Raw genomic sequence first — 25,956 nt, forward strand, 5'->3', positions numbered from 1 at the left:
CTGTTTCGACGCTGTTTCGACTCCACTGAACCGGGAAGGATGCCTATGGCTTACACGCGCAAGCGGATCGGAGATTTACTCAAGGAAGCCGGAGTCATCTCGGACGAGCAATTGAGCCAAGCCCTCGTCCAGCAGAAGGAACTGAAGATGCGGCTCGGCGACGTCCTCATCACCCAAGGCTACATCACCCAGCAGCAATTCATCGAAGTGCTTGAATTTCAGCTCGGCATTCCTCACGTGCAGATCTACCGGCAGAAGATCGACCAGAAGGTCGTCCACCTCATTCCGCAAAAGACGGCCGAGCAGCATTGCGTGCTGCCGCTGCGCATCGACGGCAACAAGCTCGTGCTGGCGATGGCGGACCCGCTCGATTATTTTGCCATCGACGAAATCCGCATTCTGACAGGCCTGCGGATCGAGCCGGTTATTGCGTCGAAGGAAGAATTGCTTCGGGCCATCGGCCGCTATTACGGCCTTCAGGACAGTATCGAGCAGATTGCGCAGAGCATGCAGGCGCGCGAGGAGGAAGTGCTCCAGACCGCCCAGGACAACGATTCGCCGGTCGTCAAGACCGTCAATCAGATCATCCTGCAAGCCGTGCAGATGAATGCGAGCGATATCCATTTCGATCCCCAGGAGGACGGCCTGCGCATCCGGTACCGCATCGACGGCGTGCTGCGCAACGAGCGGACGCTTCCCGTCAGCATGCTGCCCGTCATCGTCGCCCGCGTCAAGATCATGGCCAATCTCAACGTGGCCGAGCGCCGCGTACCGCAGGACGGTCGGGTCGAGATCGACATCGAATTCCGCCGCATCGACATCCGTGTGGCGACATTGCCGACCATTCACGGCGAGAAGATTGTCATGCGGGTTCTGGATACCGAGAACTCACTGACGCCGCTGAACAAGCTCGGCTTTTCCGATCGCAATCTGTCCACCTTTACCCGCAGCATCGAAAAATCCCACGGCGTCGTCCTGCTGACCGGCCCGACCGGCAGCGGCAAGACGACGACCCTGTATTCCGCCCTCGCCCATTTGAACCGGGATGAGGTTAACGTCATCACCGTCGAGGACCCGGTCGAGTACCAGCTCGCCGGCATTAACCAGGTTCAGGTCAACAATGTCACCGGCCTGACTTTCGCCAAGGGGCTCCGTTCGATTCTCCGGCAGGACCCGAACATTATCATGGTCGGAGAAATCCGCGATGCCGAGACCGCCGAGATCGCGGTTCGCGCGGCGATGACGGGCCATTTGGTCCTCAGCACCCTGCATACGAACAGTGCCGTCAACTCCATCAGCCGTTTGATCGACATGGGGGTGGAGCCGTTCCTTATCGCTTCCTCTGTGAATTGCGTGGTCGCCCAGCGGCTGGTTCGCAAGATTTGCCCGCACTGCGCAACCGCCTACACGCCGCCCGAAGAAGAAGCCGCCGAGCTGAGAAAGTTCGGAATCGAGGAATCCCGCCTGTACGTCGGCCGCGGCTGCGGCGAATGTTCTCGCACCGGATACAAGGGACGGATCGCCATCCATGAGGTGCTTCATCTGGACGGCGGACTTCGCTCCCTGATTTTGCAAAAGCGACCCGACCATGAGTATTTCCAATACGCCACGGAACGGGGAATGATCCCTCTCGTCGAGGACGGGCTGCGCAAAGCCGTGCAAGGGCTGACCACCATCACCGAAGTATTCCGGGTATCAGGACGGGATGAAGATTAACAGCCCGGCTTCCGCCCCAGAGCTTTGATCATCTTAGGAAAGGCAGCGTGGAAGCATGAATGAGACCAAGCTCGAGCTCCAGGCCGAGGAACTGCTTCGGCTCGCGGTGGACAAGCGGGCATCCGATATCCATCTAACGGCGGGTTCCCCGACGATGCTTCGCATTCACGGCAGGCTGAGACCTGCCGGAGAGCATGTGCTTCAGCCGGAGGACACCGAGGCCATCGCCCGCGCTTTGATTCCGGCGGAGAGTTGGGAGCCTTTTCGGATCAGCGGGGACCTGGATTTCGCTTACAGTATCCCGAATGTGGCCCGCTACCGGGTGAATGTCTATCGGCAGCGGTCCCATGTCGGGCTAAGCATCCGGATCATTCCGAGCCGGGTCCCGGACTTGTCGGCGCTCGGTCTTCCGGCAGCGGCGGAACGGTTCGCGGGCAAGCCGCAAGGGCTGCTGCTCGTGACCGGGCCGACCGGCAGCGGCAAATCGACGTCGCTTGCCGCCATTGTTGATTACATCAATCGAACGCGGGACGAGCATATCATTACGCTCGAGGACCCGATTGAGTATCTCCATGAATCGAAGAAATGCATCGTCAACCAGCGCGAGGTCGGCCGGGATACGGACTCCTTTGCCATCGGGCTGCGGGCCGCTCTCCGGCAGGACCCGGACGTGATCCTCGTCGGCGAAATGCGCGACCTGGAGACGATCACCACCGCCATCACGGCCGCCGAGACGGGGCATCTCGTCTTCGCCACGCTGCACACGGCGGATGCTCCGCAGACCATCGACCGGGTGATCGACGTCTTCCCCGCCGGCCAGCAGCAGCAGATCCGCTACCAGCTCAGCTCCGTGCTCCTCGGCGTAATGTCCCAGCGGCTCCTGCCGACAGCCGACGGTAACGGAAAAGTAGCGGCCGTCGAAGTGTTGGTCAACACCCCGGCGGTCGCCAACCTGATCCGCTCGGAGAAGGTTCATCAGATCCGCTCGGTGATGCAGACCGGCAAGGCCCTGGGGATGCAGACGATGGAGCAGGCGCTTCGCGAGCTCATCCAGGCTGGCCGCATCACTCTGGAAACGGCGCAGGAATCCGTAATCGGCTTTGCCGAGACGACGCTGTAGAGAGAGGTCAGCCGGATGCCCAAATACCACTACAAGGCGATCACTGCAGCCGGTCACAGCTCGACAGGCACGCTCGAAGCCCAAACCCTGAGCCAGGCTTCCGAGCAGCTGCGCAGCCAAGGGCTGTGGATCATGAGCTTGAAGGATCAGAATGACAGCATGCTGACCCGCGATTTCAATATCTCGCTCGGCGGAGACAAGGTGAAGCTGGAGCATTTCACCGTCTTCTGCCGCCAGCTCGCCACCATGTATAAGTCCGGGGTTAGCCTGGTGGATTCCGTCCACCTGCTCAGCGAGCATGCTCCGACCAAGCCATTTCGCAAGGTGTTGGCCGAAATTGCAGAGGAGATGAAGGATGGCACGCAGTTCTCCGATGCGGCGGCGAAGCACCCCAAGATCTTCGGGCCGATCTTCGTCAACATGGTGAAGGCGGGGGAAGCGGGCGGCAACCTGGACGCGATGCTGGAGCGCCTCGCCGTCTTCTTCGAGAAGGAGCACAACACCCGCCAGAAGGTGAAGTCGGCGATGGTATACCCAACCATCATGGCGGTGGTTATGGTCGTCGTGGTGACGTTCATGATGATCTTCGTCATCCCGAAGTTCGTAGATAGCTTCGCATCAATGAATATCGAACTCCCTTTACCAACCCGAATCGTTATGCATGTGAGTGAATTCATGCAAAGTTACTGGTATGTAGTTTTTCTTATTATACTTGCACCAAAGCTGACGCTTGCACTTATTCGAAAGTCCGAAACCGGACGGGAACGTCTGGATTTTATAAAGCTCAAGGTTCCGGTATTCGGAAAGCTGTGGCATAAGCAGGCAATTGCTCGCTTTAGTCGCACCTTTAGTTCTTTGTTTGCTGCGGCTGTTCCTCTTATGGAAGGGCTGACGCTTGTCTCGCAGGTAGTTGCTAATGAAGCAATTGGTAAAGTCCTCCATAAGCTTAGGGAGGATATTATGAGAGGGGAGTCGATGAGCGGACCACTTCGGAGGAACAAACTATTCCCGCCAATGGTGGTAGAGATGATTGCTGTAGGAGAACAGACTGGCGCGCTGGACATCATGTTAGAGAAAATTGCTGATTTCTACGAAGCAGACGTAGATGCAATGGCAGATCGACTAAAGTCTTTGTTAGAGCCTCTAATGATTTTACTCCTTGCGAGTGTCGTAGGAGTCATCGTATTGGCGGTCATGACACCAACGTTTAAATTAATGCAAGAGATGAACTATTAAGTTCGTAAAAAAATAGAATAGAGGAGAATGAACATGAAAGTATTTAAGAAAGCCCAGAACAAAAAGGGACTTACATTGATCGAACTGTTGGCTGTATTGGTTATCATCGGAATTATAGCTGCCATTGCAGTTCCTGCTATCAATCAGACGATTGAACGTTCCAGAATAAAAGCGGATAAGGCTAACCAACAACTAATAAGAGATGCAGCTATTCGTTATGCAACAGAAAACAATCTTGGTGGTGGAACTGGCGCTACTGCTGCCTCTACTGCAACAATTGGAGTAAGCACAGATGTATCCGGTAGAGCTACGGAAAATTTCGTGGAATTGGGATATTTAAATAATGTAATTTCATGGAACAAAACGGCGAATACTATAGATAATGTTGTTATAACTACTGATGCTAATGGCGCCATAACAGTAACTTTTTATAATGGGTCAACTGTAGTTGCACCATTGAACTAATCATCATATAGAAAGGGCAGGCTGCCGTGGAATTCTTCCTCTTCATCCTTTTGTTTCTACTGGGTTTGCTTCTCGGCAGCCTGCTTACGCTTATCTCGGATCGGCTCCTCGATGAGGCGCCGCCCGCTTTTCACCGGTATGTCATCCGGTGTTTGCGGCAGACTGAACGCACCAACGGACGGCAGGGGACTCATCGCGAGCTCCTGCCTCTCCGTTATCCGCTCGGGATCATCGGCTTCGCGGCCATATTTGCTTTAACTTGCTTACAGCTAGGCTGGCAGAGTGAGCTGCCCGCAGGGCTTTTGCTGCTGGGCATTCTCTATGTCATCCTGCAAACGGACCTCGCCGAGATGACCATTCCCAATGAAGCGGTCGTTTGCGGTCTTATTGCGGCTATCGTGTTGCGGCTCCTCCATCATCCGCTGCCCTTTTGGAATTATGCGGCTGCGGCGATTGGGGCAAGCGGCTTTCTTCTGGCGATCGGCCTGCTGTTCGAGAAGGTCCTTGGCAAAGAAGCAATGGGCGGAGGGGACATCAAGTTATACTTGTTCCTCGGTCTCGTTCTCGGCATCAAGCTCACTGCCTTAAGCGTATTCCTGGCGAGCTTCCTTGGATTGCTTGTCCTTTTACCTCTGCAAGTCCTGAACAAAAAAGGCACCGGAGAACCGGTACCTTTCGGGCCTTTTATCGCAGGGGGCGCCTGGATGGCTTTCCTGTGGGGAGATTTCCTGGTTGATGCCTATCTCAATCTCTTGATGTGAGATTTATAAATCGGGGAGATAAGCGACAGTGGTCGCATCGTAAACTTTACTGCCCTTCACCTGAACCGACAGATTGATTGTGATCTTCGATCCTTGAATGGTCACGGAAATGCTGTTCACCTTGTCCGAGAGCATTTGATTGCGGGTCGTGCCCGCGTTTACTTCCGTGTAGCTTAGCTGTTTGGTCGCCGCGTCGTAAGAATAGGTTAGGCTGTGGCCATCCGCTGCGGCTCCGTAAGTGAGAATGAGCGGTTTGCCGGCAGGGACATCTTGAGAGGCTCCGGCCGGTTCCTTGCGGATCGAGTTGACCATATGGTTCAGAATCGTCCGCGAACTCCTAGCAGCGCTCTCCCGAGCCGTGAGCTGCGCGGTTCCGCTATGGGTCTGATTGATCATCAGGAGGATGGTTCCGCCGATCAGAGTCGCAATGACAAGAGTAGCCAACGCCTCGACCAGCGTGATTCCTTTTTTGCTTTGCACCCGATTTTTCATCCGATATTCCCTCACTTGCATTCGACATAGGCTTTCAGAGTATAGATTTTTCCGGTTTGGACCTGCGTGCAGGTGACCTGGATGAGGCGGAAGTAATCTCCTATGGGATATTCGGTTCCTTTAACGGTGACGGACTGTGCGGGCTTGGTTCCATTGACCTCTATTTTGACCGTTTGATCGGTTGTGTAAAAGACGGGCAGCGAGACGGCGGACGTTCCTTTCAGACTCGTGAGCGCGATGGTTTGGCCAAACAGCTGAACTTGAACCGGGTCGGTCTTTTTCAAATTGGCTTTGATCTCTTCCATGACGGTTCTGGCGACTTGAATGTTGGTTTCCTTGGCATGATTCACCTTGGAAAATACAGAGGTTTGCTGCAAAGCAAAGACGGCTGCGAGGACAACGATCGCGAGAATGGTGACGGAAGCGAGGACCTCGATCAAAGTGAAGCCTTTTCGATTGGTCATAGAGTCAGCCTGCCTCTTAAATAGTCTTATGGAACTACTATAGTGGAATTGGGTGAACATGGATAGGGGGATTTTGATGAAATCCGTCAAATCACAGAAAGGCTATACTCTGCTCCTGGTGCTGGGATTTGTCATGCTTCTCGTTCTGCTGATCACCCCTCTTGCCATGAGTCTGAACAATGGACTCCTGCAAGCCCAAACGGACGGCCATTCGGAAGAAGCCTTCTCGGAGGCGGAGTCCGGTGCTTCGGTCTACAAGAGGATTTTTGAGGAAGCAGCCAGAGTAGAAGGGAGCCGGAACAGCAGCTTGACGGATGCGGATGCCCGGGCGCTTGCGGTAAATATGAACAGCCTCGGACTCTTTCCTAGCATGACAGTTGCCCCTGTCGATCAGGCAGGAGTCCTGAAGAGCGTCGAGTTCGCATCGACGAGCGGCGAGGGTCCGCAAAAGCGCGGACGGGTGATGGCGCTTGGCTTCGAGCAGGTGACGACGACAACGACGGAGACGGTGACAATCCCGGGTGGCGATACTTTTTACAATAAGCATGGGGTCGTGATCAATCAGCCGAGGTACAACTACGTGTTTACGCCGCCGGCAGAGACCCTCAGCTATGATTCTCCTTCCAGGTGCACGGTGGACATCTGCAATAACTACACGGGGAACTATGCTCAGGAGTTTAACGATTATTTAAAGAAGTATACCGGGGATAGCTATCCGCTCAATCAAAATGCCATGATGAGGAACTGGCAGAACGCGCCTTTGCTCACTCCACTCGCTCCGCTCGCCGTGCCGGATCAGGTATTAAACTTGCCAAATACGATCATCGATCCAGTAAACATCTATAACCGGGTGAGTGGGCTAAAATGGGGTGGGAATGTAAACCTCGTCACGCAAAATGCCTCTATCGGCGTGCTCCCGAGCGGAAATTCCATGGAGGTGGCGGGGAGTCTGACGTTGCCTCAAAACACAGCGACGACATTTCAAGGCGGTCTGCAGATTGGTGGAGATTTCATCGTTAGTGGCAATGGCAATTTAACCATTAATGGCTCGGTGTTAGTTAAAGGAAATGTGAAATGGACAAGCCAATACAAGACCATCTGGATTAAGGGTAACTTATGGGTGCAAGGCGATATTAATTTTGCAGAAGCGGACTCTCTTATTGTCGATGGTTCGATTATAGCTGGGGGGAAAATAACTTACTCCAAAAAAATTCCCGCAATCAGTATTGGAGGAAGTCTTACTTCGAAAGGGGCCATCACTTTTGATGACCAGGTATCCATCAAGATTGCCGGGGATCTGATTGCGGCTGGAGACCTCTCTTTTCCTAAAACTGTAGAGGATGGGCTTGATGTAAACGGGGCAATCAGTGCCGGTGGGGATATTTTATTTGCCACCATTGAGCGACTGTCGGTTGGTGCTTGGACCACGGAATGGAACGGCGACGTAAACAGTTATGTTCTAGGGAGACCCCGAGATAACAACAGGCAGCCGTTTATAGCCGGAGGTACCGTTTCATTTACCAATCGTATTAATTACTTTCGCGTTTCAGGTGATTTTAGCAGCAAAAAATATAATGCATCTAATCAGCTGGATTATGTAAGAATCGGTGGGTCATGGCTGACAGGAGGCAATGCGACTTTTAATAATACAGTCGTGGACTGGTGGACCGGCGGAAATATTTATGTGGATAACGTCCTTACTATTATGACTACTACCAAACTTGTTGTAGGCGGTAATATTTATGCCAAAATGGGGTTTTCAGTCGGCAATGCAGTTGATGGTCAACTGTCAGTGGGTGGCTCGATCCTGTCTACGGGAAAAGTAGAATTCACCAATACGATTACGAATGCAACCATTATGGGCGACGTTATAGCGAAAGCGAGTATTTATACAAATGGCATTGTAAATATGGTAGTTAAGGGTTCGATGGTAACCGATGGCTCCATTCTGATGAATAACACAATAGTAAATCTCGCTATTGACGGCAGCATGCTCTCTAAGAGCAGTGTTACATTCAATCAGAACGTCGACCGCATGAAGGTCGGTGGCTCTCTTGTGGCCGGTGGGGGTGACCTTTATTTTAAAAATCATATTGGCACTTCGGAAGTATCCATCAGCGGTGATTTGATCACTGCGGGGGATATGAGTTTTACGGAAATCAAGGGGTTGACCGTAACCGGCATGGTAACCGCAAAGCGCAATATGACGATTAGCCTAAACATTGCGAATCCAACGAAGTTAGGCGGATTTTATGCCGGTGGCACTACCACCATGGCCAACTGGTATGGCACAAACAGCAACGAGGCCCGAAAATATATCAAAATCGTCCATGTGCCCACGCCGACGACAACCACCCGCACCGTCACGATCACCAGCACCAAAGCAAGCACCAAATGGACCTCCCGCCTAACGAGCGGCACCCCATGATGACACCCAGGAGGAAGACCCCCATGATCCAGATGCTTTGGAGCCGAATCAAGTCCGGCAAGTCGAGCCTCGGTATGGAGATCACCGAGGAGGAAGTCAAGCTCTGCGAGATCGAGGCGGCCGGCGGCGGGCAGATGCGGATGATCCAGCACGCCTCCGCACCGTTGCCGAAGGGAACGATGAACGACGGGCGTGTGGAAGACGAAGCCGCGCTGGAAAACACCATCCGCTGGCTGCTCGACGATAAACGCTGGGGAACCCGGCGGGTGCATCTGGCGATCCCCAGCCAGACGGTGCTGGTGAAGACGATCCGGCTGCCGGATGTGCCGGACAAGCAGTTGGACAGGCTCGTCCGCTACGAGCTGGCGCACCACTTGACCCTGCCGTTCGAACGGCCGTATTACGCGTACACCCGGCTGGAGCGGGAGCGGCCGAAGAGAGAGGCGGCGGCCCGGAGAAGACCTGCGAAGCCGCGCCAAGAACCGGGAACGGGCAAGCAGCCGGACGCGGTATCCTGGATGAAGAAGGACATCCGTCTGTCCGATCTATTTGGAAGCAAAAGCGCCCGCGAGTCGGCGGCCGCTGCCGAGAACGTCGCCGATGCGTTGGGCGAGGTATTGGTGGTCGCCGCGCCGCTCGATATGCTGGAGGGATACGTTCGCTTGTTGGGCCGTCTGCGCTTGCAGCCGGAGAGCTTCGAGATCAAGGCGTTCTCGTTGATGAGACTGCAGGAGTGGTGCCTGCCGCTCCAAGAGGAGGACTCCTGGATTCTGATCGACGTCAACGCCTCCAATACCGACCTGACCATCGTCGACCACGGCCTGTTCCGGTTGACGCGCAATATGGAGATCCGCTTTCCTGCGGGTCCGGGAGGAGAAGAGGAGGTCGAGACCTTCGGCTATCCGGCTTACGCGGAAGCGAAACCCTCCTTCGAGCATGCTTGCCAGGACCTGCTGTCCGAGTTGGAGAGGCTCTTGAACTTCTATCGGTATTCGCTGGATAACCGCAACCTGGAGTTTCCGGCGATCGTGCTGACGGGAAGTCTGGCGAGGATGGATGCTCTGGAGGATTACCTGTTTACCCGCACCAATCAGCGGATTTACCGGTATGAGTCGGAAGCGGGCCCGAACGGGCCGTTCGGGAAGCCGGTCGACCTTTCGGCGTTCGCGGTGCCCGTCGGCCTCGCGTTAAGGGGGAACCGCGCATGAAGCCGATCAACCTGCTGCCGAAGGCCCCTTACCTGGTTAAACGGCGAGACTTCTTCATCCTGCTGGCGCTGATCGCCGCAGGCACCTTCTTGATCGCCCAGCTCTCTCTGGCGTATGTGTGGAAGGCCAACCGCAGCTCCGACGAAGTTTCGCTGCAGCAGATCACGTCCCGCGTGCAGGAGCTCCAGCGGCGAACGACCCTCGATCCCCAGAGCCAGTTGTACCGGCAGGGCGAGGAGATGTTGAAGCAGTTGACCGACGCCCGCCCCGATTGGATTCCCGTGCTGGATTCGCTGTTTGCGGCATTGCCGTATCAAGGGCAGATGGACCAGTTGTCCGTCACCGACGGCCGGGTGCTGAGCCTGACGGCGATCGTGCTGGGCGAGGCGCAGCTAAACGACACGATCCGGCAATTGGAAGCCGTCCCGTATTTCGACCGGATGAGCCTGACCGTCACCGAGCACAAGCAGTTCCGCTCGGGGGACAAGGCGAGGCTCCTCTTCAAGGATGGTCAGACCCTGGATTTGACCAACCGGGAGTATTACACGCTCAGCATCGACATTCCACTTCCGTCGGTAGTCGACATCCGCAAGGGGGAGGAACCATGAACGAGACGACGGGCGGGCTTTACCGGTCCGCTTACAAGAAAGCCGTCGGCAGCCTGACGGCAGTGATCGCCTTCGCCGTGCTGGTGAACCTGGCGGTCGGCCTGCTGGTGGTCTGGCCCGCCTGGAAGGAGCACCGGTCGACGGCGGAGCAGGTGCGGGCGAAGGAAGCCGAACAGCAGGCATTGGCCGCTAAGCCGGTGGTCGAACAGGCCACCGACCAACAGATTGGTCACCTGCTGACGGCGCTTCCGCTTAAGCTGCAGCTCTCGGCCATCACGGGCGAGCTGATGCAGCTGTCCGATCGGGCCGAGGTGATCTTCGTCAAGCTGTCGCAGGACGCGGGACAGACCCAAGCCGCAGCGACCGGCACAGCCGCGGGTTCCGCCAACTCTGCCGCTTCCGCCGGTTCTGCCGATACCGGCAGTGGCACCGCGGGCGCGGGAACCGATTCCCCGGCGGCGCAAGCGGCCCCGGGAACTCTAGTGCCGCACCGGTTTCAAGCCACGGTTTACGGCGATTTGGCCTCTTTGGAAGGCTTTCTGCAAAGCCTGGCCGATTCCGCCACCCTGTACTCCGTAAGCCAGTTCGCCTTAGCGAAGCTGGAGGTCCAAGAGGGGGAGGGCGATCTCTCTTCCCTGCTAGTCAAGCTTCCCCATTGGCGGGAGGGGCTGCCGGCTTATTCGCTGAATCTCACCCTGGGCGTATTTACGCTGCCGGATTCCTATCAGCAAGCCTTCAAGGATTGGAAGCCGGGGAGAACGACCGCTATGCGGTAACCCCTTGCCCAACCCATAAGCCAGAACAGGCTGCCCCCGACGGTCAATCGACCTGACCGGGGACAGCCTGTTCTCGTTATGCTGACGATAGCATCACTTCGCATACTTGACGATCGTCTGCATCAGGGTCTTGCCGCTGATGCTTTTGTAGCCGGCGTTGATCCGGTAGACCGTCCGGCCATCCGAACCATTCAGTCCCGGCGAGATCGTGACATCCAGCTTGTGCCCGAGGGCGATGGAGGTAGCACGGAGGTCGTGGTTGTTCGCTCCGTACGGATAGCAGAATACGTCGGTCGGAGTAGCCAGCTCATCGTGAATTCGCTTATCCGCGAGAGCCAGGTCGTCCTTGATCCGCTTGCGATAGTGTTCGGCCGTTTCGGCCGGCTTGCCTTTCTCGGCGGGATAGCGGCTCGTGAGCGCCGGCCCGGAACCGGGAATATAGAAATGCTGGTTATACGTATGGCTGTAGAAGCTCATGCCGTTCTTCGCCATTTCCCGCATTTGGTCCCAGGTCAGATGCGGATTGCCGCCGGGGTTTCCCGTGTCCGTGGACCGGACGATGATGAAGTTGGTGGCGGGAATCTTATTCTTCAGCAGATACGGATAAGCCACGGTATAGAAGTCCTCGTAGCCGTCGTCGAAGGTGACGAGCACGGCGTTGGCCGGAACCTGGCCGCGGTTCAGCTTGAACGCCTTGAACTGCTCCATCGAGATGAACTGAAAGCCGTTCGCCTTCAAGGTGCCGAGCTGCTCGGCGAACACCTTGGCCGAAACGGATTTGGCCTTCGGGTCTTCCTTGAAATCGTGGTACATGAGCACGGCGACCTTGTTCGTGTAATGGATGGGGGTTGCGCTTTTGACGGGGCCCGGCTTGCCCGTCCCGGAGGCGAATACGGCGGACGCTGCGGGCGCTGCCGTCATCTGCGGCATGGACACAACGACTTGGGCTTCCTGTTCCCGCGGAGACGCAGCTTGGACCGGCCGGGGCGCGGAGGTCGGGGCAGCCGGACCGGGCTCGGCGTCCCGGGAGGCGGCAGCCGATTTGAGGAGAAAGGCGCCGGCGAAGAGCAGCAGCAGGGCGCACAGACCGGCGACGGCTTTTTTGGTGAATGGACTCATGAGGAACTCCTTCCCGCAAGGCGGTTGCAGTGGGCGGGCCGATTCGCTAGGTGGTAAACCCTTCCTGATCGGCCGCTTCCTTATAGACGCCAAAGCCAAGTCAAAAGTTTCGGGGGCAGGAAGCGGCCGGAGAAAAAAACGAAGAAGAAAATACTCGAAATTTGTCGATTAATTGACACATTCAGGCAGGAATCCATCAAGGAACGGAGAATATTTCGTATTTGAACCTTCGAAAGGGTACGGCCCGGCGCTAACGCGGAACGCGATGGGAACGCGTAACTTGGATAGGGGAATATCGGTTCACGATGGAGGAATGAGCAAATGGGCAAACCGATCAAGCAGATGGCACAAGAGCTTCTGCGCAAATTGTCGCCCGGACGGACCGGAACGGCAACCTCCCTTTTCGACGGCGGCGGGCGCGCCGAGGGAAGCATCGATCCCGGACTCGACGGAGACGTGAAGGAACGGCTCGAGATGATCAAGCTGACGGAGCAGGACATGGCGGTGCTGAGAACCATCAAGCCGCTGATGGAGCCCCACCTGCAAGCGGTGGTCGACGACTATTACGATTCGCTCGTCAAGGTGTCGAAGCTGAAGGCGATCATCTACCTCCACAGCTCCGTCGAACGGCTGAAGGGCACGATGAGGCGGCATCTCATGGAGATCCTGGACGGCCGGATCGACCCTACGTTCATGGAGAAGCGGATTCGCATTGCGGTCATGCACAACAAGATCGGATTGGAACCGAAATGGTACATGGCTGCGTTCGAAAAGCTGCAAGCGTCATTCCTCGAGCATCTGGCACAGGAACTGAGGACCTCGGCGGATCGGGATGTGGCGATGGCGACGATCGCCAAGATGTTCAATTTCGAGCAGCAGGTCGTGCTGGATGCCTATGAGAAGGAGCATATCCAGGAACGCGAATCGCAATACGAGAAGGTCAAGGAAGAATTGAAGCGCAATCTCGCCCTCATCAGCTCCGAGCTCGCCGCTCTCACGGAACAAACCAGCGCCTCCGTCGAAGAGCTCGTCTCCACCAGCAGCGAGGTCAACCGCTCCCTGTCGGCGAGCGTCGACCAATCCCAGGACAGCCGCGGGCTGGCGGCAACCGGCCAAGAGGATTTACAGGCGCTCGGTGCGCGCATCGCCTCCATTCGCAAGAGCGCGGACCATATGGAAGAGACGGTTCAGCAGCTCAACCGGTCCTCCGCCCAGATTCACAACATCGTCCTGATCGTCCGGGACATTGCCGAACAGACCAAGCTGCTGTCGCTGAACGCCTCCATTGAGGCGGCCCGGGCCGGCGAGCACGGCCGCGGCTTTGCCGTGGTGGCCGGCGAGGTGCAGAAGCTGTCCGACGACACGCGGCAGGCGGTTCGGCAGATCGCCGAGCTGGTGGGTCAAGCTTCGACGTTCACCGCAAGCGTGGTGCAGGCGATCGAGGATACCCGCGAGCTCGTGTCCGCCGGGGAAGCCGAAGCCCTTCGCACGGAGCAGGCGTTTGCCGATATCGTCCGCTCGATGGACTCCAGCCTCGTCTCCGCTGCCAGCGTCAAGAAGGACATGAACACGCTTGTCGGCATCATCGAGGAGATCGGCCAAGCCTCCTACCGCGTGGCGACGACGGCCGAGACGCTGAACGCCACGACGCAGGACCTGTGAGCCGGAGGCCGGGAAGCGGCTTTCCGCACCGTTGTCCGGCTTGCTCCTGTAAAATGTGAGGAAGATCATGGAGGGGCCTGACGATCAGGCCTCTCTTTTTAAGCGATTTCAGCACGGATTGGGTTCGGACCGGGTGTGATTTTTGTAATTATGTGATATATTTCACTTCTGCTTCTTGTGTCTCCCCCTATACTTAGAAACGTGATTTATCTAACAAGGGTAGAACGAAAGCGAGGAGACCGCATGAAGGACAACACCAAGCCGAAGCTGCTCATGATCGGTAACGGCATGGCCGGCGTCGGCATGATGGAACAGTTGCTCAAGCTGGCTCCGACGGTATACGACATCACCATCATCGGCCAAGAGCCTTATCCGAACTATAACCGGATTCAGCTTTCCTATGTGCTGGAAGGCAGCAAATCCATTGAAGAGATCGTAACGAACCCGTATGAATGGTATCGGGAAAATGGCATCGCGCTTCACACCGGCACCCGGGTGGAAGCCGTCGATCCGGCGGCCCGCACCGTCCGCACCGACAGCGGACTCACGCTCGGCTACGACAAGCTTGTGTTCGCGACCGGTTCCCTTCCGTTCATGCTGCCGATTCCGGGAGCGGACAAGGAAGGCGTCGTCGGCTTCCGCGACATCGCCGACTGCGAGAAGATGCTGGCCGCCGCGGCGACGCACAAGAAGGCGGCGGTCATCGGCGGTGGCCTGCTCGGCCTGGAGGCCGCGAAGGGCTTGTCCAAGCTCGGCATGGACGTGACCGTCGTCCATCTGGTTCAGGACCTGATGGAACGGCAGCTCGATTCCGTCGCCGCCGGCATGCTGCAGGCGGAGCTCACGGAGCAGGGCCTCAACTTCGCCTGCGGCAAGCAGACGACGGAGATCGTCGGCGACGGCCGCGTCGAAGGCTTGCGCTTCTCGGACGGCACGGAGCTTGCCGCCGACTTCGTCGTCATGGCGGTCGGCATCAAGCCGAACACGGCGCTGGCCAAGGCGAGCGGAATCGCCGTGAACCGGGGCATCGTCGTCGACGACCTGCTGCGCACTTCGGCGCCGGACGTCTACGCCGTCGGCGAATGCAACGAGCACCGCGGCGTCTGCTACGGCCTCGTCGCGCCGCTGTTTGAACAGGGCGCCGTGCTGGCGAAGCACCTGGCCGGCATCGAGACCGAGCCGTACACCGGGTCCACGGTGTCGACGAAGCTGAAGATTTCCGGCGTCGACGTGTTCTCGGCCGGAGAGTTTATGGATGGCCCGGGACTTACGGCGATCAAGCAGCAGGACGACTGGAAGCGCACCTACAAGAAGGTGCTGCTGCGCGGCAACCAAATCGTCGGCGCGGTGCTGTTCGGCGATGTCAGCGACTCGATCAAGCTGCAGAAGTGGATTCGCACCGGCGCCGAGATGACCGACGACATCTACGGCCAGCTGGTCGGCCAGGCAGTGCAGGCAGACAGCGGCGTGGCCGAGATGGCCGACGACGAGATCGTCTGCGGCTGCAAAGGCGTGACCAAGGGCATGATCGTCGGCGCGATCCGCGAGCACGGCCTGAAGACGGCCGATGAGGTCAAGCAGGTGACCGGAGCCTCCAGCTCCTGCGGCGGCTGCCGCCCGGTCGTCGAGCAGATTCTTGCCTACGTGCTCGGCGACGAGTACGACCAGAGCGCCGTCAAGACCGGCATCTGCGGCTGCACCGACCTCAGCCGCGACGAGATCGTGGCCGCGATCGAGGAGAAGGGACTCACCACCAGCCGCGAAGTGATGAACGTGCTGGGCTGGCGGGAGCCGGAAGGCTGCTCCAAGTGCCGCCCGGCCCTCAACTACTACCTCGGCATGCTGCATCCGGTGGAGCACGAGGAAGAGCGGGCTTCCCGGTTCGTCAACGAACGCTACCACGCCAACATTCAGAAGGACGGCACCTACACGGTGGTCCCCCGGATGTACGGCGGCGTGACCACGGCCGAAGACCTGAAGCGGATCGCCGACGTGGCGGTCAAGTACCAGGTGAAGATGGTGAAGATGACCGGCGGTCAGCGGATCGACCTGATCGGTGTGAAGAAGGAAGACCTCCCGGCGGTATGGGAAGAGCTCGACATGCCTTCCGGCTATGCTTACGCGAAGGCGCTGCGCACGGTGAAGACCTGCGTCGGCAACCGCTTTTGCCGGTTCGGTACCCAGGACTCGATCGGCATGGGCGTCGCCCTGGAGAAGAAATTCGAGCGGCTGGATATGCCGGCCAAGCTGAAGATGGCGGTCAACGGCTGCCCGCGCAACTGCGCCGAGTCCTGCACCAAGGACGTCGGCATCGTCGGCAACGACGGCGGCTGGGAGCTCTATGTCGGCGGCAACGGTGGTATCAAAGCGCGGCTTGCCGATCTGCTCTGCAAGGTGAAGACGGACGAGGAGCTCGTCGAGATGACCGGCGCCTTCATCCAGCTCTACCGCGAGACGGCGAAATACCTGGAGCGCACCTCCGATTGGATCGAACGGATGGGGCTCGACTGGGTGCAGAAGAATGTGGTTGAAGACGCGGAGAACCGCAAGCGGCTGTCCGACCGGATCGAGCTGGCCCTGTCCCGCACGGCCGAGCCGTGGTCCAAGGTGACGGCAAGCTCCCAACTTAAGGAGGCCATGTACCTCCCGGGCCAGGCGGAGAAGTCGGCAGTGCCGGTCCGTATCGGAGCGGTGGAAGAATTCCTGCCCCGGATCGGGCGCTCCATCGAGGCCGAAGGCCAAGCGGTGGCCGTCTTCCGGCTCGCCGACGGCAGCTTCCGCGCCGTGGAGGACCGCAATGCGACGAACGGCGGACCGCTGGCCGAGGGAATCGTATCGGGCGACTCTCTGTACGATCCGCTGTACGATACGAAGATCAACCTGACCACGGGCGAAACGTCGATTCCGGGGGGGCGCGTTCGCACCTATCCGGTGAACGTGGAGGAAGGCCAGGTCTGGCTGCTGCTGGAGGCGGCCGGTCAGCCTGCCTGACGAATAGAGCGGCATGTCCGCCAAGAAGATGGAGATGAAGAGATGTATACCGAAGACAACGAACACATCATCGAGTACGCCCTCAAGAAGAAGAAATTTCTCGACAGCCACCCGCTGCGCTATCTGATTTCCTCGGGACTGGCCGGAGCCTACGTTGGAGTAGCCGTCATCCTGATGTTTTCCGTGGCGGCCCCGCTCTATGCGGTGCACTCGCCGTTCACGGCCCTCATCATGGGCTTGTCCTTCGGCGTCGCGCTGACGTTGGTCGTCTTTGCCGGGGCGGAGCTCTTCACCGGCAACAACATGGCGTTTGCCATTAGCACCTATTCCGGCGCGACGTCGGTTTGGGACACGGTGAAGAATTGGGTGTGGTGCTGGCTTGGCAATTTCATCGGAGCGTTCATTTTTGCGGCGCTGGTCTATGGGTCGGGGTTGTTCAAGGGAATCGCCCCGGATCATCAGCTGATGGTGCTTGCCCATAAAAAAATGACGCTGCCCGGCTCCGAGCTGTTCTTCCGCGGCGTCCTCTGTAACTGGCTGGTCTGCCTCGCCATCTGGACCTCGCACAAGGCCAAGAGCGAATCGGCCAAGCTGATCCTGATCTTCTGGTGCCTCTTCGCCTTCATCTCGTCCGGCTTCGAGCACAGCATCGCCAACATGACGACCCTGTCGCTCGCGCTGCTGTTGAACCATCCGGCCGATATTACGCTCGCCGGCATGTTTCACAATTTGTCCTACGTCACCTTGGGCAATATCGTCGGCGGATTCCTGTTCGTCGGTACCGCGTATTGGCTCATCTCGCCGATCCACCGCTACCGCGAGCGGACGGCTGCCGCCTCGGGCAAGACCCTTTCCGGAAAATAATCCGGTTCGCCCGTCCGGTGGGCGCATTGAAAAAAGCCTTCCACGTCCGCCGGTTGGCGGAGGGGGAAGGCTTTTGTTTAAAAGTGTGGGAACCGGTGCCGATCACACACGACAGACGGCATTGGGACAAGATTCACAATGACAGATGGTCTGAAGGAATTCCTCGTTCTTGACGACGATATACCCGTTGTCGTAGTCGACCGCATCCTTCTTGCGCAGATCATTGAGCATTCGGTTGACGCTCTCGCGGGTGGCTCCGATCATATCGGACAGTTCCGAGTGCGTCAGTTTCTTGGTGATCATCAGCCCGCCGTTCTCGGTCTTGCGCCCGTAGGTATGAGCGAGGCGGAGCAGGGTTGAGCAGAGCGCTCCCGGCTTGCCGTACATGACCATGTCGCGGAATTTGGCTTGGGTGACCCGATGGGTGAGGCCCATCCATTTCATGAAGTCGATCGCCAGCTCGCCGTGCTGCCAGATGAGAATCTCCAGATCGCTCTGCTGCAGGAGCCCGACCGTGCATTCCTCCAAGGCGGTCGCGCTGAACGCCTGACGGGAATTGTGGAAGGGATCGATTTGGCCGAGCATGTCGCCGGACTGGTGCATGTAGAGGATGAGTTCCTTGCCCTCGTCCGTGGATTTGGTAATCTTCACGCGCCCGGATTTCAGGTAGAACAGCTTGTCGGCCAAGTCGCCTTCCCAGTAGAGATGGGAGCCGATGGGGAATTTTTGCTCGTACATGATCTCCCGGAGAATCGAGAAGTTCTCTTCGGAAAAGACCGAGGTGTTACCCGGGAGAACCTGATCGAGGTTCGTTTGCGTATCGTTCACGGATTTTTCCCCCCAAGATGAAACGGCGTCGTCTCCTGCCGGACCGCGGAAGGAGCGGGTCATCGAGAAATAAAAGACAAGGAATAATGACGATCAAAGCGGATTGAAGGAACGGCCATTATTCCATAGTATATCCTAAAATATAGGGAATACTGTGTGAGGAAAGTCATTGCTATGAAAGCTTTTTCATCAATTCTACAGCGGGATTTTATTGTGATTTAATTTACAGCCTAATGGGTTTCGATGCTCGATAATGAAACTGACCGCAGCATGGTTGAAGCCCGGATGGAAGGAGGATTTACAGATGCTTACGGGTGTAATCTTGGCCGGCGATACCAGCCGCCAAACCGGCTCTCATGGCAAAGCGCTGCTTCCGTTTTGCGGCGAGATTTTGATTCAGCGCCAAGTGCGGATGCTGAAGAACATTTGCCGAGAAGTCATCATCGTCACCAATGAACCGAAGCTGTACCTGCCGATTCTCGGCAACAGCGTGCGGATCATCACCGATTACTTTCCGGGGAAGGGTCAGCTGGGCGGCATGCACGCCGCGTTGTCCCTCAGCACCTCGAATCACCTGTGGATCGTCGGAAGCGACATGCCCTTTCTGTCGGCGCGGGCGGCGGGACTCATGGACAGCCTGATGGAACCGGAGACCGACGCGGTTATACCGCACTACGGCGGCGAGAGCCATCCGCTGCACGGCATTTATCATAAACGCTGCTTGGCCTCCGTATCCGCCGCCTTGGAGCACGGCCGGCACGAGCTGGCGGATCTGGAACCGCAGCTTCAGGTCAAGCGGGTGGATGAGCTGTTTTTTAGAAGCAACGACGTGGAGCCGCATTTCGTGACCCGCATCAACACCACCGAGGCGTACCATCACGCCATGCAGCTTAATTATTTGCATCAGGATCAGACCGAAGCGGCCCGCTGCGTCTGACGAGGGACCGGATCACAACCGAATCGCAACCGCCGAAGCTTCCCGGGAGAGGGAAGCTTTTTTGTTGCGGTTGGGGAGGGTGACATTTCTCATAGCCGCCTAAAAGGGTGGAGACCGGGCTCTTTCTCCTGAGCGGGCAAACCAGCGGCTGCTATGGACTAACCCGAATCCGCAGAGAGCAGTGGGGTAATTGCGGAACGGAAAGCGGAATGGGGCCGCGAAGGTAACAGCAGATGCCATTGGGGATAAAATAGAGGGTGAAACACGAAGTCAAACTTATCGAACAGGTTTTTTTCGGATCGCTTTAAAAAAAGAGATATTTATCATAATCAACGGGTATCAAGTGGTCGCCGAAGGGGTAAATATAGGAGAGATTATACAGCTGCAACGGGGAGAATATGTGATAAGCACGGAAGAAAAGGGCTTTTGCGGCCGGCGGAAAGGGCTCGATTTTTTTGTGAAAAAGGTGACGAAAGTCACTGTGATTATTTGCACAAAGTTTTAGAATGAAAGCATAGATCAGCAAGGGGAAAACAAATGAAACACGAAGCGGCAATTATAAAACAGGCCGCCAAGCCGGGGAGAGGCCGCCGGAGAGACCGCATGATAAGCGGCGGACGCCGACTGCGACACTTCTTGACAGAACCGCAACCCCTTATGATGGAACCCTAAGACGGATGATCCCGTGCTTTGCTCGCCTTCCTCCGCCTTGGTTGTTTTTTACGCAAGATGCTTCAGCAGTCCCGGTTCCGCCTGCGCCAGCAGGAAATCTTTTTGGAGGTGCAAGATCATGTCGATTCAAGAAAAAGACGTCATGCAAACGGGCAAAGAGCCTTGGAGGAGCTTCCTGAAAGGGAAGTGGATGAACCACATCGATGTGAACGACTTTATCAGCCTGAACATCGCTCCTTACTACGGCGACGACAAGTTCCTGGAAGGCCCGACTGAGAATACAACCGCGCTTTGGAAAGAAATCTCCGAGCTGACGAAGAAGGAACGCGAAGCGGGCGGCGTGCTCGACGTAGACGTCAACCGTCCTTCCACGATCCTCTCCCACGGCCCCGGTTATATCGATAAAGAAAAAGAACAGATCGTCGGCCTGCAAACCGACGAGCCCTTCAAGCGTTCGATTCAGCCGTTCGGCGGCATCCGCATGGTCATCGACTCCTGCAAAGCCTACGGATTCGAACTGCCGCAGGAAATTATCGATACCTTCACGAACATCCGCAAGACGCATAACCAGGGCGTATTCGATGCGTACACTCCGGAAATGCGCGCCGCCCGCAAAGCCGGCGTCATCACCGGTCTGCCGGATGCGTACGGCCGCGGCCGCATCATCGGCGACTACCGCCGCATCGCTCTGTACGGCGTCGACCGCCTGATGGCCGACAAGCAGCGCGAACACGCTCTGCTCGAAGTGGGCACGATGACGGAAGACATCATCCGCCAGCGCGAAGAAATCTCCGAGCAGTTCCGCGCCCTGAACGAGCTGAAGAAGATGGGCAAGCTGCACGGCTTCGATATCTCCCAGCCGGCCCGCACGGCGAAGGAAGCCTTCCAGTGGGTATACTTCGGTTACCTCGCTGCGATCAAGGAACAGAACGGCGCCGCCATGAGCCTCGGCCGCGTGTCCTCCTTCCTCGACATCTACGTTCAGCGCGATCTGGACGAAGGCACGATCACCGAGAAGGAAGCCCAGGAAATCGTTGACCACTTCGTCATGAAGCTGCGGATCGTCAAGTTCCTGCGCACCCCGGACTACAACGAACTGTTCAGCGGCGACCCGACGTGGGTTACGGAATCCATCGGCGGCATGTCCCTCAACGGAGAAACCCGGGTTACGAAGAACTCCTTCCGTTTCCTGCACACCCTGTATAACCTGGGCCCGGCTCCGGAACCGAACCTGACGGTGCTCTGGTCGACCCAGCTGCCGGAAGCCTTCAAGAAGTTCTGCTCGAAGGTGTCCATCGAGACGTCGTCCATCCAGTATGAAAACGACGACCTGATGCGCGGCTTCTACGGCGACGACTACGGCATTGCCTGCTGCGTATCCGCGATGCGCATCGGCAAGCAGATGCAGTTCTTCGGCGCCCGTGCCAACCTGGCCAAATCGCTGCTTTACGCGATCAACGGCGGCGTGGACGAGAAGCTCGGCATCCAAGTGGGACCTCACTACCAGCCGATCACCTCGGAAGTGCTGGACTACGAAGAAGTCATGGCCAAGTACAAGGAAATGCTCGAATGGCTGGCCGGTCTGTACGTGAACACCCTGAACATCATCCACTACATGCATGACAAATACAGCTACGAACGGATCGAATTCGCTCTGCACGACAAGGACATCCTGCGCACGATGGCAACCGGCATCGCCGGCCTCTCCGTCGCCGCCGACTCCCTGTCCGCCATCAAGCATGCCAAGGTCTACCCGATCCGCAACGAGAAGGGCATCGCCGTGGACTTCCGCATCGAAGGCGAATACCCGCAGTACGGCAACAACGACGAACGCGTCGACCAGATCGCCGTCGAGCTAGTGGAAATGTTCATGAACATGATCCGCAAGCACCCGACGTACCGCAATGCGATGCACACGATGTCCGTCCTGACGATCACCTCGAACGTCGTGTACGGCAAGAAGACCGGTACCACGCCGGACGGCCGCAAGGCGGGCGAACCGTTCGCTCCCGGTGCCAACCCGATGCACGGCCGCGACAAGAAGGGCGCGCTCGCTTCGCTCGAATCCGTCGCCAAGCTCCCGTACGAACACAGCATGGACGGTATTTCCAACACCTTCTCCATCGTTCCGAAGGCGCTCGGCAAGGACCTCGACATGCGGATCGACAACCTGGCTTCGCTGCTTGACGGGTACATGTCCAGCCATGGCCACCACCTGAACGTCAACGTGTTCGACCGCGAACAACTGATCGACGCGATGGATCATCCGGAGAACTACCCGCAGCTGACCATCCGGGTATCCGGCTACGCCGTCAACTTCATCAAGCTGACCCGCGAACAACAGCTCGACGTCATCAACCGGACGTTCCACCGCTCGATGTAAGCCGGTCCGGCTGAAGCGAAGCACCACTACCAACAAACCTGCAAGCCCTGGGGCCCCTGAAACGCGGATGCCGACTGTAGGAGGACCGCCGTTTCGAGGCCCCGGCTTTTCGATAACCGCCACCCCTTGCGCAAGCCGCCTGGAAGGAGACGTGATGACGATGCAAGGACGTATACACTCCGTGGAAACCTTCGGTACCGTGGATGGCCCCGGCATTCGCTTTGTGCTGTTCATGCAGGGCTGCGCGCTGCAATGCCAGTACTGCCATAACCCGGACACGTGGGAGATGAAAGGGGGCCGGGGCGTGACCGTCGACGAGATCGCCGACGAAATTGCGCCGTACCTGTCCTACTACCGCCGCTCCAAGGGCGGCCTCACTGTGACCGGCGGCGAACCGACGCTGCAGGCGGGCTTCGTCGAAGCCTTGTTCCGCGAGTGCAAACGGCGTTGGAATCTGCATACGACCCTCGATTCCAACGGCTTCTGCGAGCCGGACCACGTGGCCGGGCTGATGGAAGTCACCGATCTGGTGCTGCTTGACCTGAAGCACATCGACCGGGACAAGCACATCGCCCTGACCGCCCAGCCGAACGACCGGATGCTGCGCTTTGCCCGGTACCTGTCGGATATCGGCAAGAAGGTCTGGATCCGCCACGTGTTCATCCCCGGCGTCAACGACGACGAAGAGGACCTGCTCAACCTCGGCCGGTTCATCGGCACCCTGAACAACGTGGAAAAGCTGGAGCTGCTCCCCTACCACACGATGGGCATCTACAAGTGGGAGCAGATGGGCAAGGCTTACCCCGGCGCCCACTTCCGTTCGCCGACCGACGAAGAGGTCGACCGCGCCAACCGCTTGATCGCGCAGGGCATCGAGGAAGGCAAGAACGGCAAGCAAGCCCCGTCGGCGATTGCCGCCGGAGCCGACCGCAAGGCCGTGCCCGCCGTTCAAACGGAGACGGAAGTCGACACCAACGCCGCGGCCTTTGAAGGCCACCGGGCGACGCACCGGTAAGCTGTTGTCTCGCTTGTTTCCTTATAATAAACGCAGCGCCCGAAGTCCCATTGGACCTCGGGCGCTGCGTTTTTTTAGGCCTGGCCGGCAGCGAGGAAAGGGAATCTCGCCTCGACGAGCGCCCGCACCTCGTCCGGCTCCTCCAGCTCCAGCGCCTCCGCGGCAAGCGCCTCGCATTCGCGCGAGTCGAGCCGGGCGAGCCAGGAGCGGGCGGGCAGGATCGAGGGGGCGGACATACTGAATTCCTGAAGCCCGAGCCCGAGCAGGATCGGCAGGGCGAGCGGGTGACCGGCCATCTCGCCGCACATGCCGGTCCATTTGCCTTCCGCCCGGGCGGCGCGGATGACCCGATCGATAAGCCGCAGGACCGCCGGGTAGAACGGGTCGGTCAGGTAGGCAAGCCGCTCGTTCATCCGGTCGGCCGCCAAGGTGTACTGGACCAGATCGTTGGTGCCGATGCTGAAGAAATCCACTTCCTTTGCAAACCGGTCGGCCATCAGCGCGGCGGCGGGGATCTCGATCATGATGCCGGTCTCCGTCTCCGCGTTGAACGGGAGGCCTTCGCGGGCAAGCTCTTCCTTCGTTGCATCGAGCAAGGCTTTGGCCCGCCGCCATTCGGACAGGGCGGCGATCATCGGGAACAGGATCTTAACGTTCCCGTAGGCGCTGGCGCGCAGAATCGCCCTCAGCTGCGTACGGAAGAGGTCGGTTTGGTCCAGGCACAGCCGGATAGCGCGGTGGCCGAGGAAGGGATTCTCCTCCTGCGGCAGAGGCAGATAAGGCAGCTTCTTATCCCCGCCGATGTCCAGGGTGCGAATGACTACCGGTTGACGCTTGGCGTTAAAAGCCTCGACCGCCTCCCGGTAAGCGGCGAATTGCTCGTCCTCGGAGGGAAGCGCCTCCCGGTCCATATAGAGAAACTCGGTGCGGAACAGGCCGACCCCTTCGGCGCCGGCGGCTGCGGCGGCGCGGGCGTCGCGCGCGCTGCCGATGTTGGCCGCCAGCTCGACCCGGCGTCCGTCCTGCGAGCGCGTCTCCTCGGCAAGCAGCCGTCCGTAAGATCGAGCTCGTTCTTCCGCCTCGCGCTGTCGGCGTTCGTATTCCCCAATCAGGGCGTCGCCGGGATTGATGTGCAGCACCCCGGCGTCGCCGTCCACAATGACGTAACGGGCGTCGGCCATGGCAGCAAGCAGCGCCGGCCCCAACCCGACGACGGCGGGGATGCCGAGCGAGCGGGCCATGATCGCCGAATGCGAGGTGCGCCCTCCGGCGGCCGTGGCGAATCCGGCGGCGGCGCTCTTGTCAAGCTGCGCCGTGTCGGACGGGCTGAGGTCGGCCGCGAGCAGCACCGGCGGTCCGGCGGCCGGCTCGGACTCCTTCCCGGCCGCTTGTTCCTCTGCGCCGCGCAGGACCGCCGCGCTTTCGGAGCCGCCCTCTCCGGCCAGATGCCGGAGGAGGCGCGCCGCGACATCGCGAATGTCGGCCGCGCGGCCGCTCAGGTACTCATCGTCGAGGCTCTCCAAGAGCGCGGCGACTTCGCTGGCCGTCTCCTCGACGGCCAGAGCGGCCGGCTTGCGTTCCCCGCGGATTCGCCGACGGATGCCGCCGTCGAACTCCTCGTCGCCGAACAAGAGGAGATGCGTCTCGAAGATTTCGGCCTCCTCGGCGCCCATTCTCTCCCGCGTCCGCTCCGCGAGCTCCTCCAACTCACGGGCGGCGACTTCGGCTGCCAGTCCGTACCGGAGCAGCTCTTCCTCGGCGGCTTGCGGGGTAAGGGAGACCGAGGCCGCAGCGTCGGCCTGCCTCTGCTCCGGCCGTTGCCCCTTCGCCGCCGCCTTCCCCATGCCGATGCCGGGGGCGGCGGCGATTCCTTTCAATAGCGTATACATGCGCTCACTCCCCGGCCGCTTTCTCGTCCCAGACGGCTTCCAGAATGGCCCCAAGCTCGGCGGCCGCTTGCTCCGCGTCTTCGCCTTCGGCGATGAGGCGAATGCGGTCGCCCTGCTTGCCGCCCAAGGTGAGCACCCCGACCAAGCTCTTGGCGTTCACCCGCTTGCTGTCCTTTTCCAGGAAGACGGAACAGCCGTAACCCGAAGCGGTGGTGACGATCTTGCGGGCAGGGCGGGCGTGAATGCCGTTCGGGTTCAAAATGATATGTTCGCTTTGCATGAGAGGTCCACTCCTGTAGTTGGAATTAGGCCGGCCGGTACC

At 58.5% G+C, this 25,956-nt stretch carries 21 protein-coding genes; 15 read left to right on the forward strand and 6 right to left on the reverse strand.

The window, feature by feature from the left end:
* Window positions 1-45 precede the first annotated feature (45 nt).
* The 5 genes from ACSEXS_RS17185 to ACSEXS_RS17205 are packed head-to-tail and all read left to right on the forward strand — an operon-like array spanning window position 46 to window position 5,298.
* Window positions 46-1,716 (forward strand): GspE/PulE family protein, encoded by a 1,671-nt coding sequence (locus ACSEXS_RS17185; RefSeq protein ID WP_438434476.1) that lies wholly within the window; start codon window positions 46-48, stop codon window positions 1,714-1,716.
* Window positions 1,717-1,771: 55 nt separating this feature from the next.
* On the forward strand, window positions 1,772-2,836 hold the full coding sequence (locus tag ACSEXS_RS17190; protein ID WP_438434477.1) for a type IV pilus twitching motility protein PilT: 1,065 nt from the start codon (window positions 1,772-1,774) through the stop codon (window positions 2,834-2,836).
* A gap of 15 nt (window positions 2,837-2,851) precedes the next feature.
* On the forward strand, window positions 2,852-4,072 hold the full coding sequence (locus tag ACSEXS_RS17195; protein ID WP_438434478.1) for a type II secretion system F family protein: 1,221 nt from the start codon (window positions 2,852-2,854) through the stop codon (window positions 4,070-4,072).
* A 33-nt stretch (window positions 4,073-4,105) separates the two neighbouring features.
* Entirely contained in the window at window positions 4,106-4,537 is a 432-nt protein-coding gene (locus ACSEXS_RS17200; protein WP_438434479.1) for a type II secretion system protein, read from the forward strand.
* 26 nt (window positions 4,538-4,563) lie between these two features.
* Window positions 4,564-5,298, forward strand: a complete 735-nt coding sequence (locus ACSEXS_RS17205) for a prepilin peptidase (protein ID WP_438434480.1) — start codon at window positions 4,564-4,566, stop codon at window positions 5,296-5,298.
* 3 nt (window positions 5,299-5,301) lie between these two features.
* On the opposite strand, the gene ACSEXS_RS17210 is transcribed toward ACSEXS_RS17205, so the two are convergent.
* A complete protein-coding gene (locus tag ACSEXS_RS17210; RefSeq protein ID WP_438434481.1) occupies window positions 5,302-5,790 on the reverse strand; it encodes a hypothetical protein in 489 nt (162 codons plus the stop codon).
* A gap of 11 nt (window positions 5,791-5,801) precedes the next feature.
* Entirely contained in the window at window positions 5,802-6,254 is a 453-nt protein-coding gene (locus ACSEXS_RS17215; protein ID WP_438434482.1) for a type II secretion system protein, read from the reverse strand.
* Window positions 6,255-6,330: 76 nt separating this feature from the next.
* On the opposite strand from ACSEXS_RS17215, the gene ACSEXS_RS17220 reads away from it, so the two are divergent.
* The 4 genes from ACSEXS_RS17220 to ACSEXS_RS17235 are packed head-to-tail and all read left to right on the forward strand — an operon-like array spanning window position 6,331 to window position 11,274.
* Complete coding sequence (locus ACSEXS_RS17220; protein ID WP_438434483.1) at window positions 6,331-8,682, forward strand: hypothetical protein; 2,352 nt, start codon at window positions 6,331-6,333, stop codon at window positions 8,680-8,682.
* 23 nt (window positions 8,683-8,705) lie between these two features.
* On the forward strand, window positions 8,706-9,890 hold the full coding sequence (gene pilM / locus ACSEXS_RS17225) for a type IV pilus biogenesis protein PilM (RefSeq protein ID WP_438434484.1): 1,185 nt from the start codon (window positions 8,706-8,708) through the stop codon (window positions 9,888-9,890).
* Window positions 9,887-10,498, forward strand: coding sequence for a PilN domain-containing protein (locus tag ACSEXS_RS17230; protein WP_438434485.1), 612 nt, complete (start codon window positions 9,887-9,889; stop codon window positions 10,496-10,498). The genes pilM and ACSEXS_RS17230 overlap by 4 nt, the downstream gene beginning before the upstream one ends.
* Window positions 10,495-11,274: a hypothetical protein gene (locus ACSEXS_RS17235; protein ID WP_438434486.1), complete on the forward strand. Its 780-nt coding sequence runs from the start codon at window positions 10,495-10,497 to the stop codon at window positions 11,272-11,274. Before ACSEXS_RS17230 ends, ACSEXS_RS17235 begins: the two co-directional genes overlap by 4 nt.
* 93 nt (window positions 11,275-11,367) lie before the next feature.
* On the opposite strand, the gene ACSEXS_RS17240 is transcribed toward ACSEXS_RS17235, so the two are convergent.
* Window positions 11,368-12,393 (reverse strand): polysaccharide deacetylase family protein, encoded by a 1,026-nt coding sequence (locus ACSEXS_RS17240; protein ID WP_438434487.1) that lies wholly within the window; start codon window positions 12,391-12,393, stop codon window positions 11,368-11,370.
* A 321-nt stretch (window positions 12,394-12,714) separates the two neighbouring features.
* Here ACSEXS_RS17240 and ACSEXS_RS17245 point away from each other — a divergent pair, with 321 nt between their 5' ends.
* The 3 genes from ACSEXS_RS17245 to ACSEXS_RS17255 all read left to right on the forward strand — a co-directional run bounded on the left by ACSEXS_RS17245 (window position 12,715) and on the right by ACSEXS_RS17255 (window position 17,910).
* Window positions 12,715-14,055: a protoglobin domain-containing protein gene (locus ACSEXS_RS17245; RefSeq protein WP_438434488.1), complete on the forward strand. Its 1,341-nt coding sequence runs from the start codon at window positions 12,715-12,717 to the stop codon at window positions 14,053-14,055.
* A gap of 243 nt (window positions 14,056-14,298) precedes the next feature.
* Complete coding sequence (gene nirB / locus ACSEXS_RS17250) at window positions 14,299-17,046, forward strand: nitrite reductase large subunit NirB (RefSeq protein WP_438434489.1); 2,748 nt, start codon at window positions 14,299-14,301, stop codon at window positions 17,044-17,046.
* 42 nt (window positions 17,047-17,088) lie between these two features.
* A complete protein-coding gene (locus ACSEXS_RS17255) occupies window positions 17,089-17,910 on the forward strand; it encodes a formate/nitrite transporter family protein (RefSeq protein ID WP_438434490.1) in 822 nt (273 codons plus the stop codon).
* Window positions 17,911-18,012: 102 nt separating this feature from the next.
* Here the strand turns inward: ACSEXS_RS17255 and ACSEXS_RS17260 are convergent, their stop codons facing one another.
* Complete coding sequence (locus tag ACSEXS_RS17260; RefSeq protein WP_438434491.1) at window positions 18,013-18,738, reverse strand: Crp/Fnr family transcriptional regulator; 726 nt, start codon at window positions 18,736-18,738, stop codon at window positions 18,013-18,015.
* 304 nt (window positions 18,739-19,042) lie between these two features.
* Between ACSEXS_RS17260 and mobA the strand changes: the two genes are divergently transcribed.
* From mobA to pflA, 3 genes are all read left to right on the forward strand, one after another.
* Window positions 19,043-19,675 (forward strand): molybdenum cofactor guanylyltransferase, encoded by a 633-nt coding sequence (mobA, locus tag ACSEXS_RS17265; RefSeq protein WP_438434492.1) that lies wholly within the window; start codon window positions 19,043-19,045, stop codon window positions 19,673-19,675.
* A gap of 790 nt (window positions 19,676-20,465) precedes the next feature.
* Window positions 20,466-22,730 carry a formate C-acetyltransferase gene (gene pflB, locus ACSEXS_RS17270; protein ID WP_438434493.1) on the forward strand — a complete coding sequence of 755 codons (2,265 nt, stop codon included), beginning with the start codon at window positions 20,466-20,468 and terminating at the stop codon, window positions 22,728-22,730.
* A 154-nt stretch (window positions 22,731-22,884) separates the two neighbouring features.
* Window positions 22,885-23,745, forward strand: coding sequence for a pyruvate formate-lyase-activating protein (gene pflA, locus ACSEXS_RS17275; RefSeq protein ID WP_438434494.1), 861 nt, complete (start codon window positions 22,885-22,887; stop codon window positions 23,743-23,745).
* A 74-nt stretch (window positions 23,746-23,819) separates the two neighbouring features.
* On the opposite strand, the gene ptsP is transcribed toward pflA, so the two are convergent.
* Together ptsP and ACSEXS_RS17285 are read right to left on the reverse strand one after the other, a co-directional pair.
* On the reverse strand, window positions 23,820-25,634 hold the full coding sequence (gene ptsP / locus ACSEXS_RS17280) for a phosphoenolpyruvate--protein phosphotransferase (RefSeq protein ID WP_438434495.1): 1,815 nt from the start codon (window positions 25,632-25,634) through the stop codon (window positions 23,820-23,822).
* Window positions 25,635-25,638: 4 nt separating this feature from the next.
* Complete coding sequence (locus tag ACSEXS_RS17285; protein ID WP_438434496.1) at window positions 25,639-25,914, reverse strand: HPr family phosphocarrier protein; 276 nt, start codon at window positions 25,912-25,914, stop codon at window positions 25,639-25,641.
* Window positions 25,915-25,956: the final 42 nt, after the last annotated feature.

Origin of the sequence: Gorillibacterium terrae, from assembly GCF_051594785.1 — a bacterium.
GTDB lineage: Bacteria > Bacillota > Bacilli > Paenibacillales > NBRC-103111 > Gorillibacterium.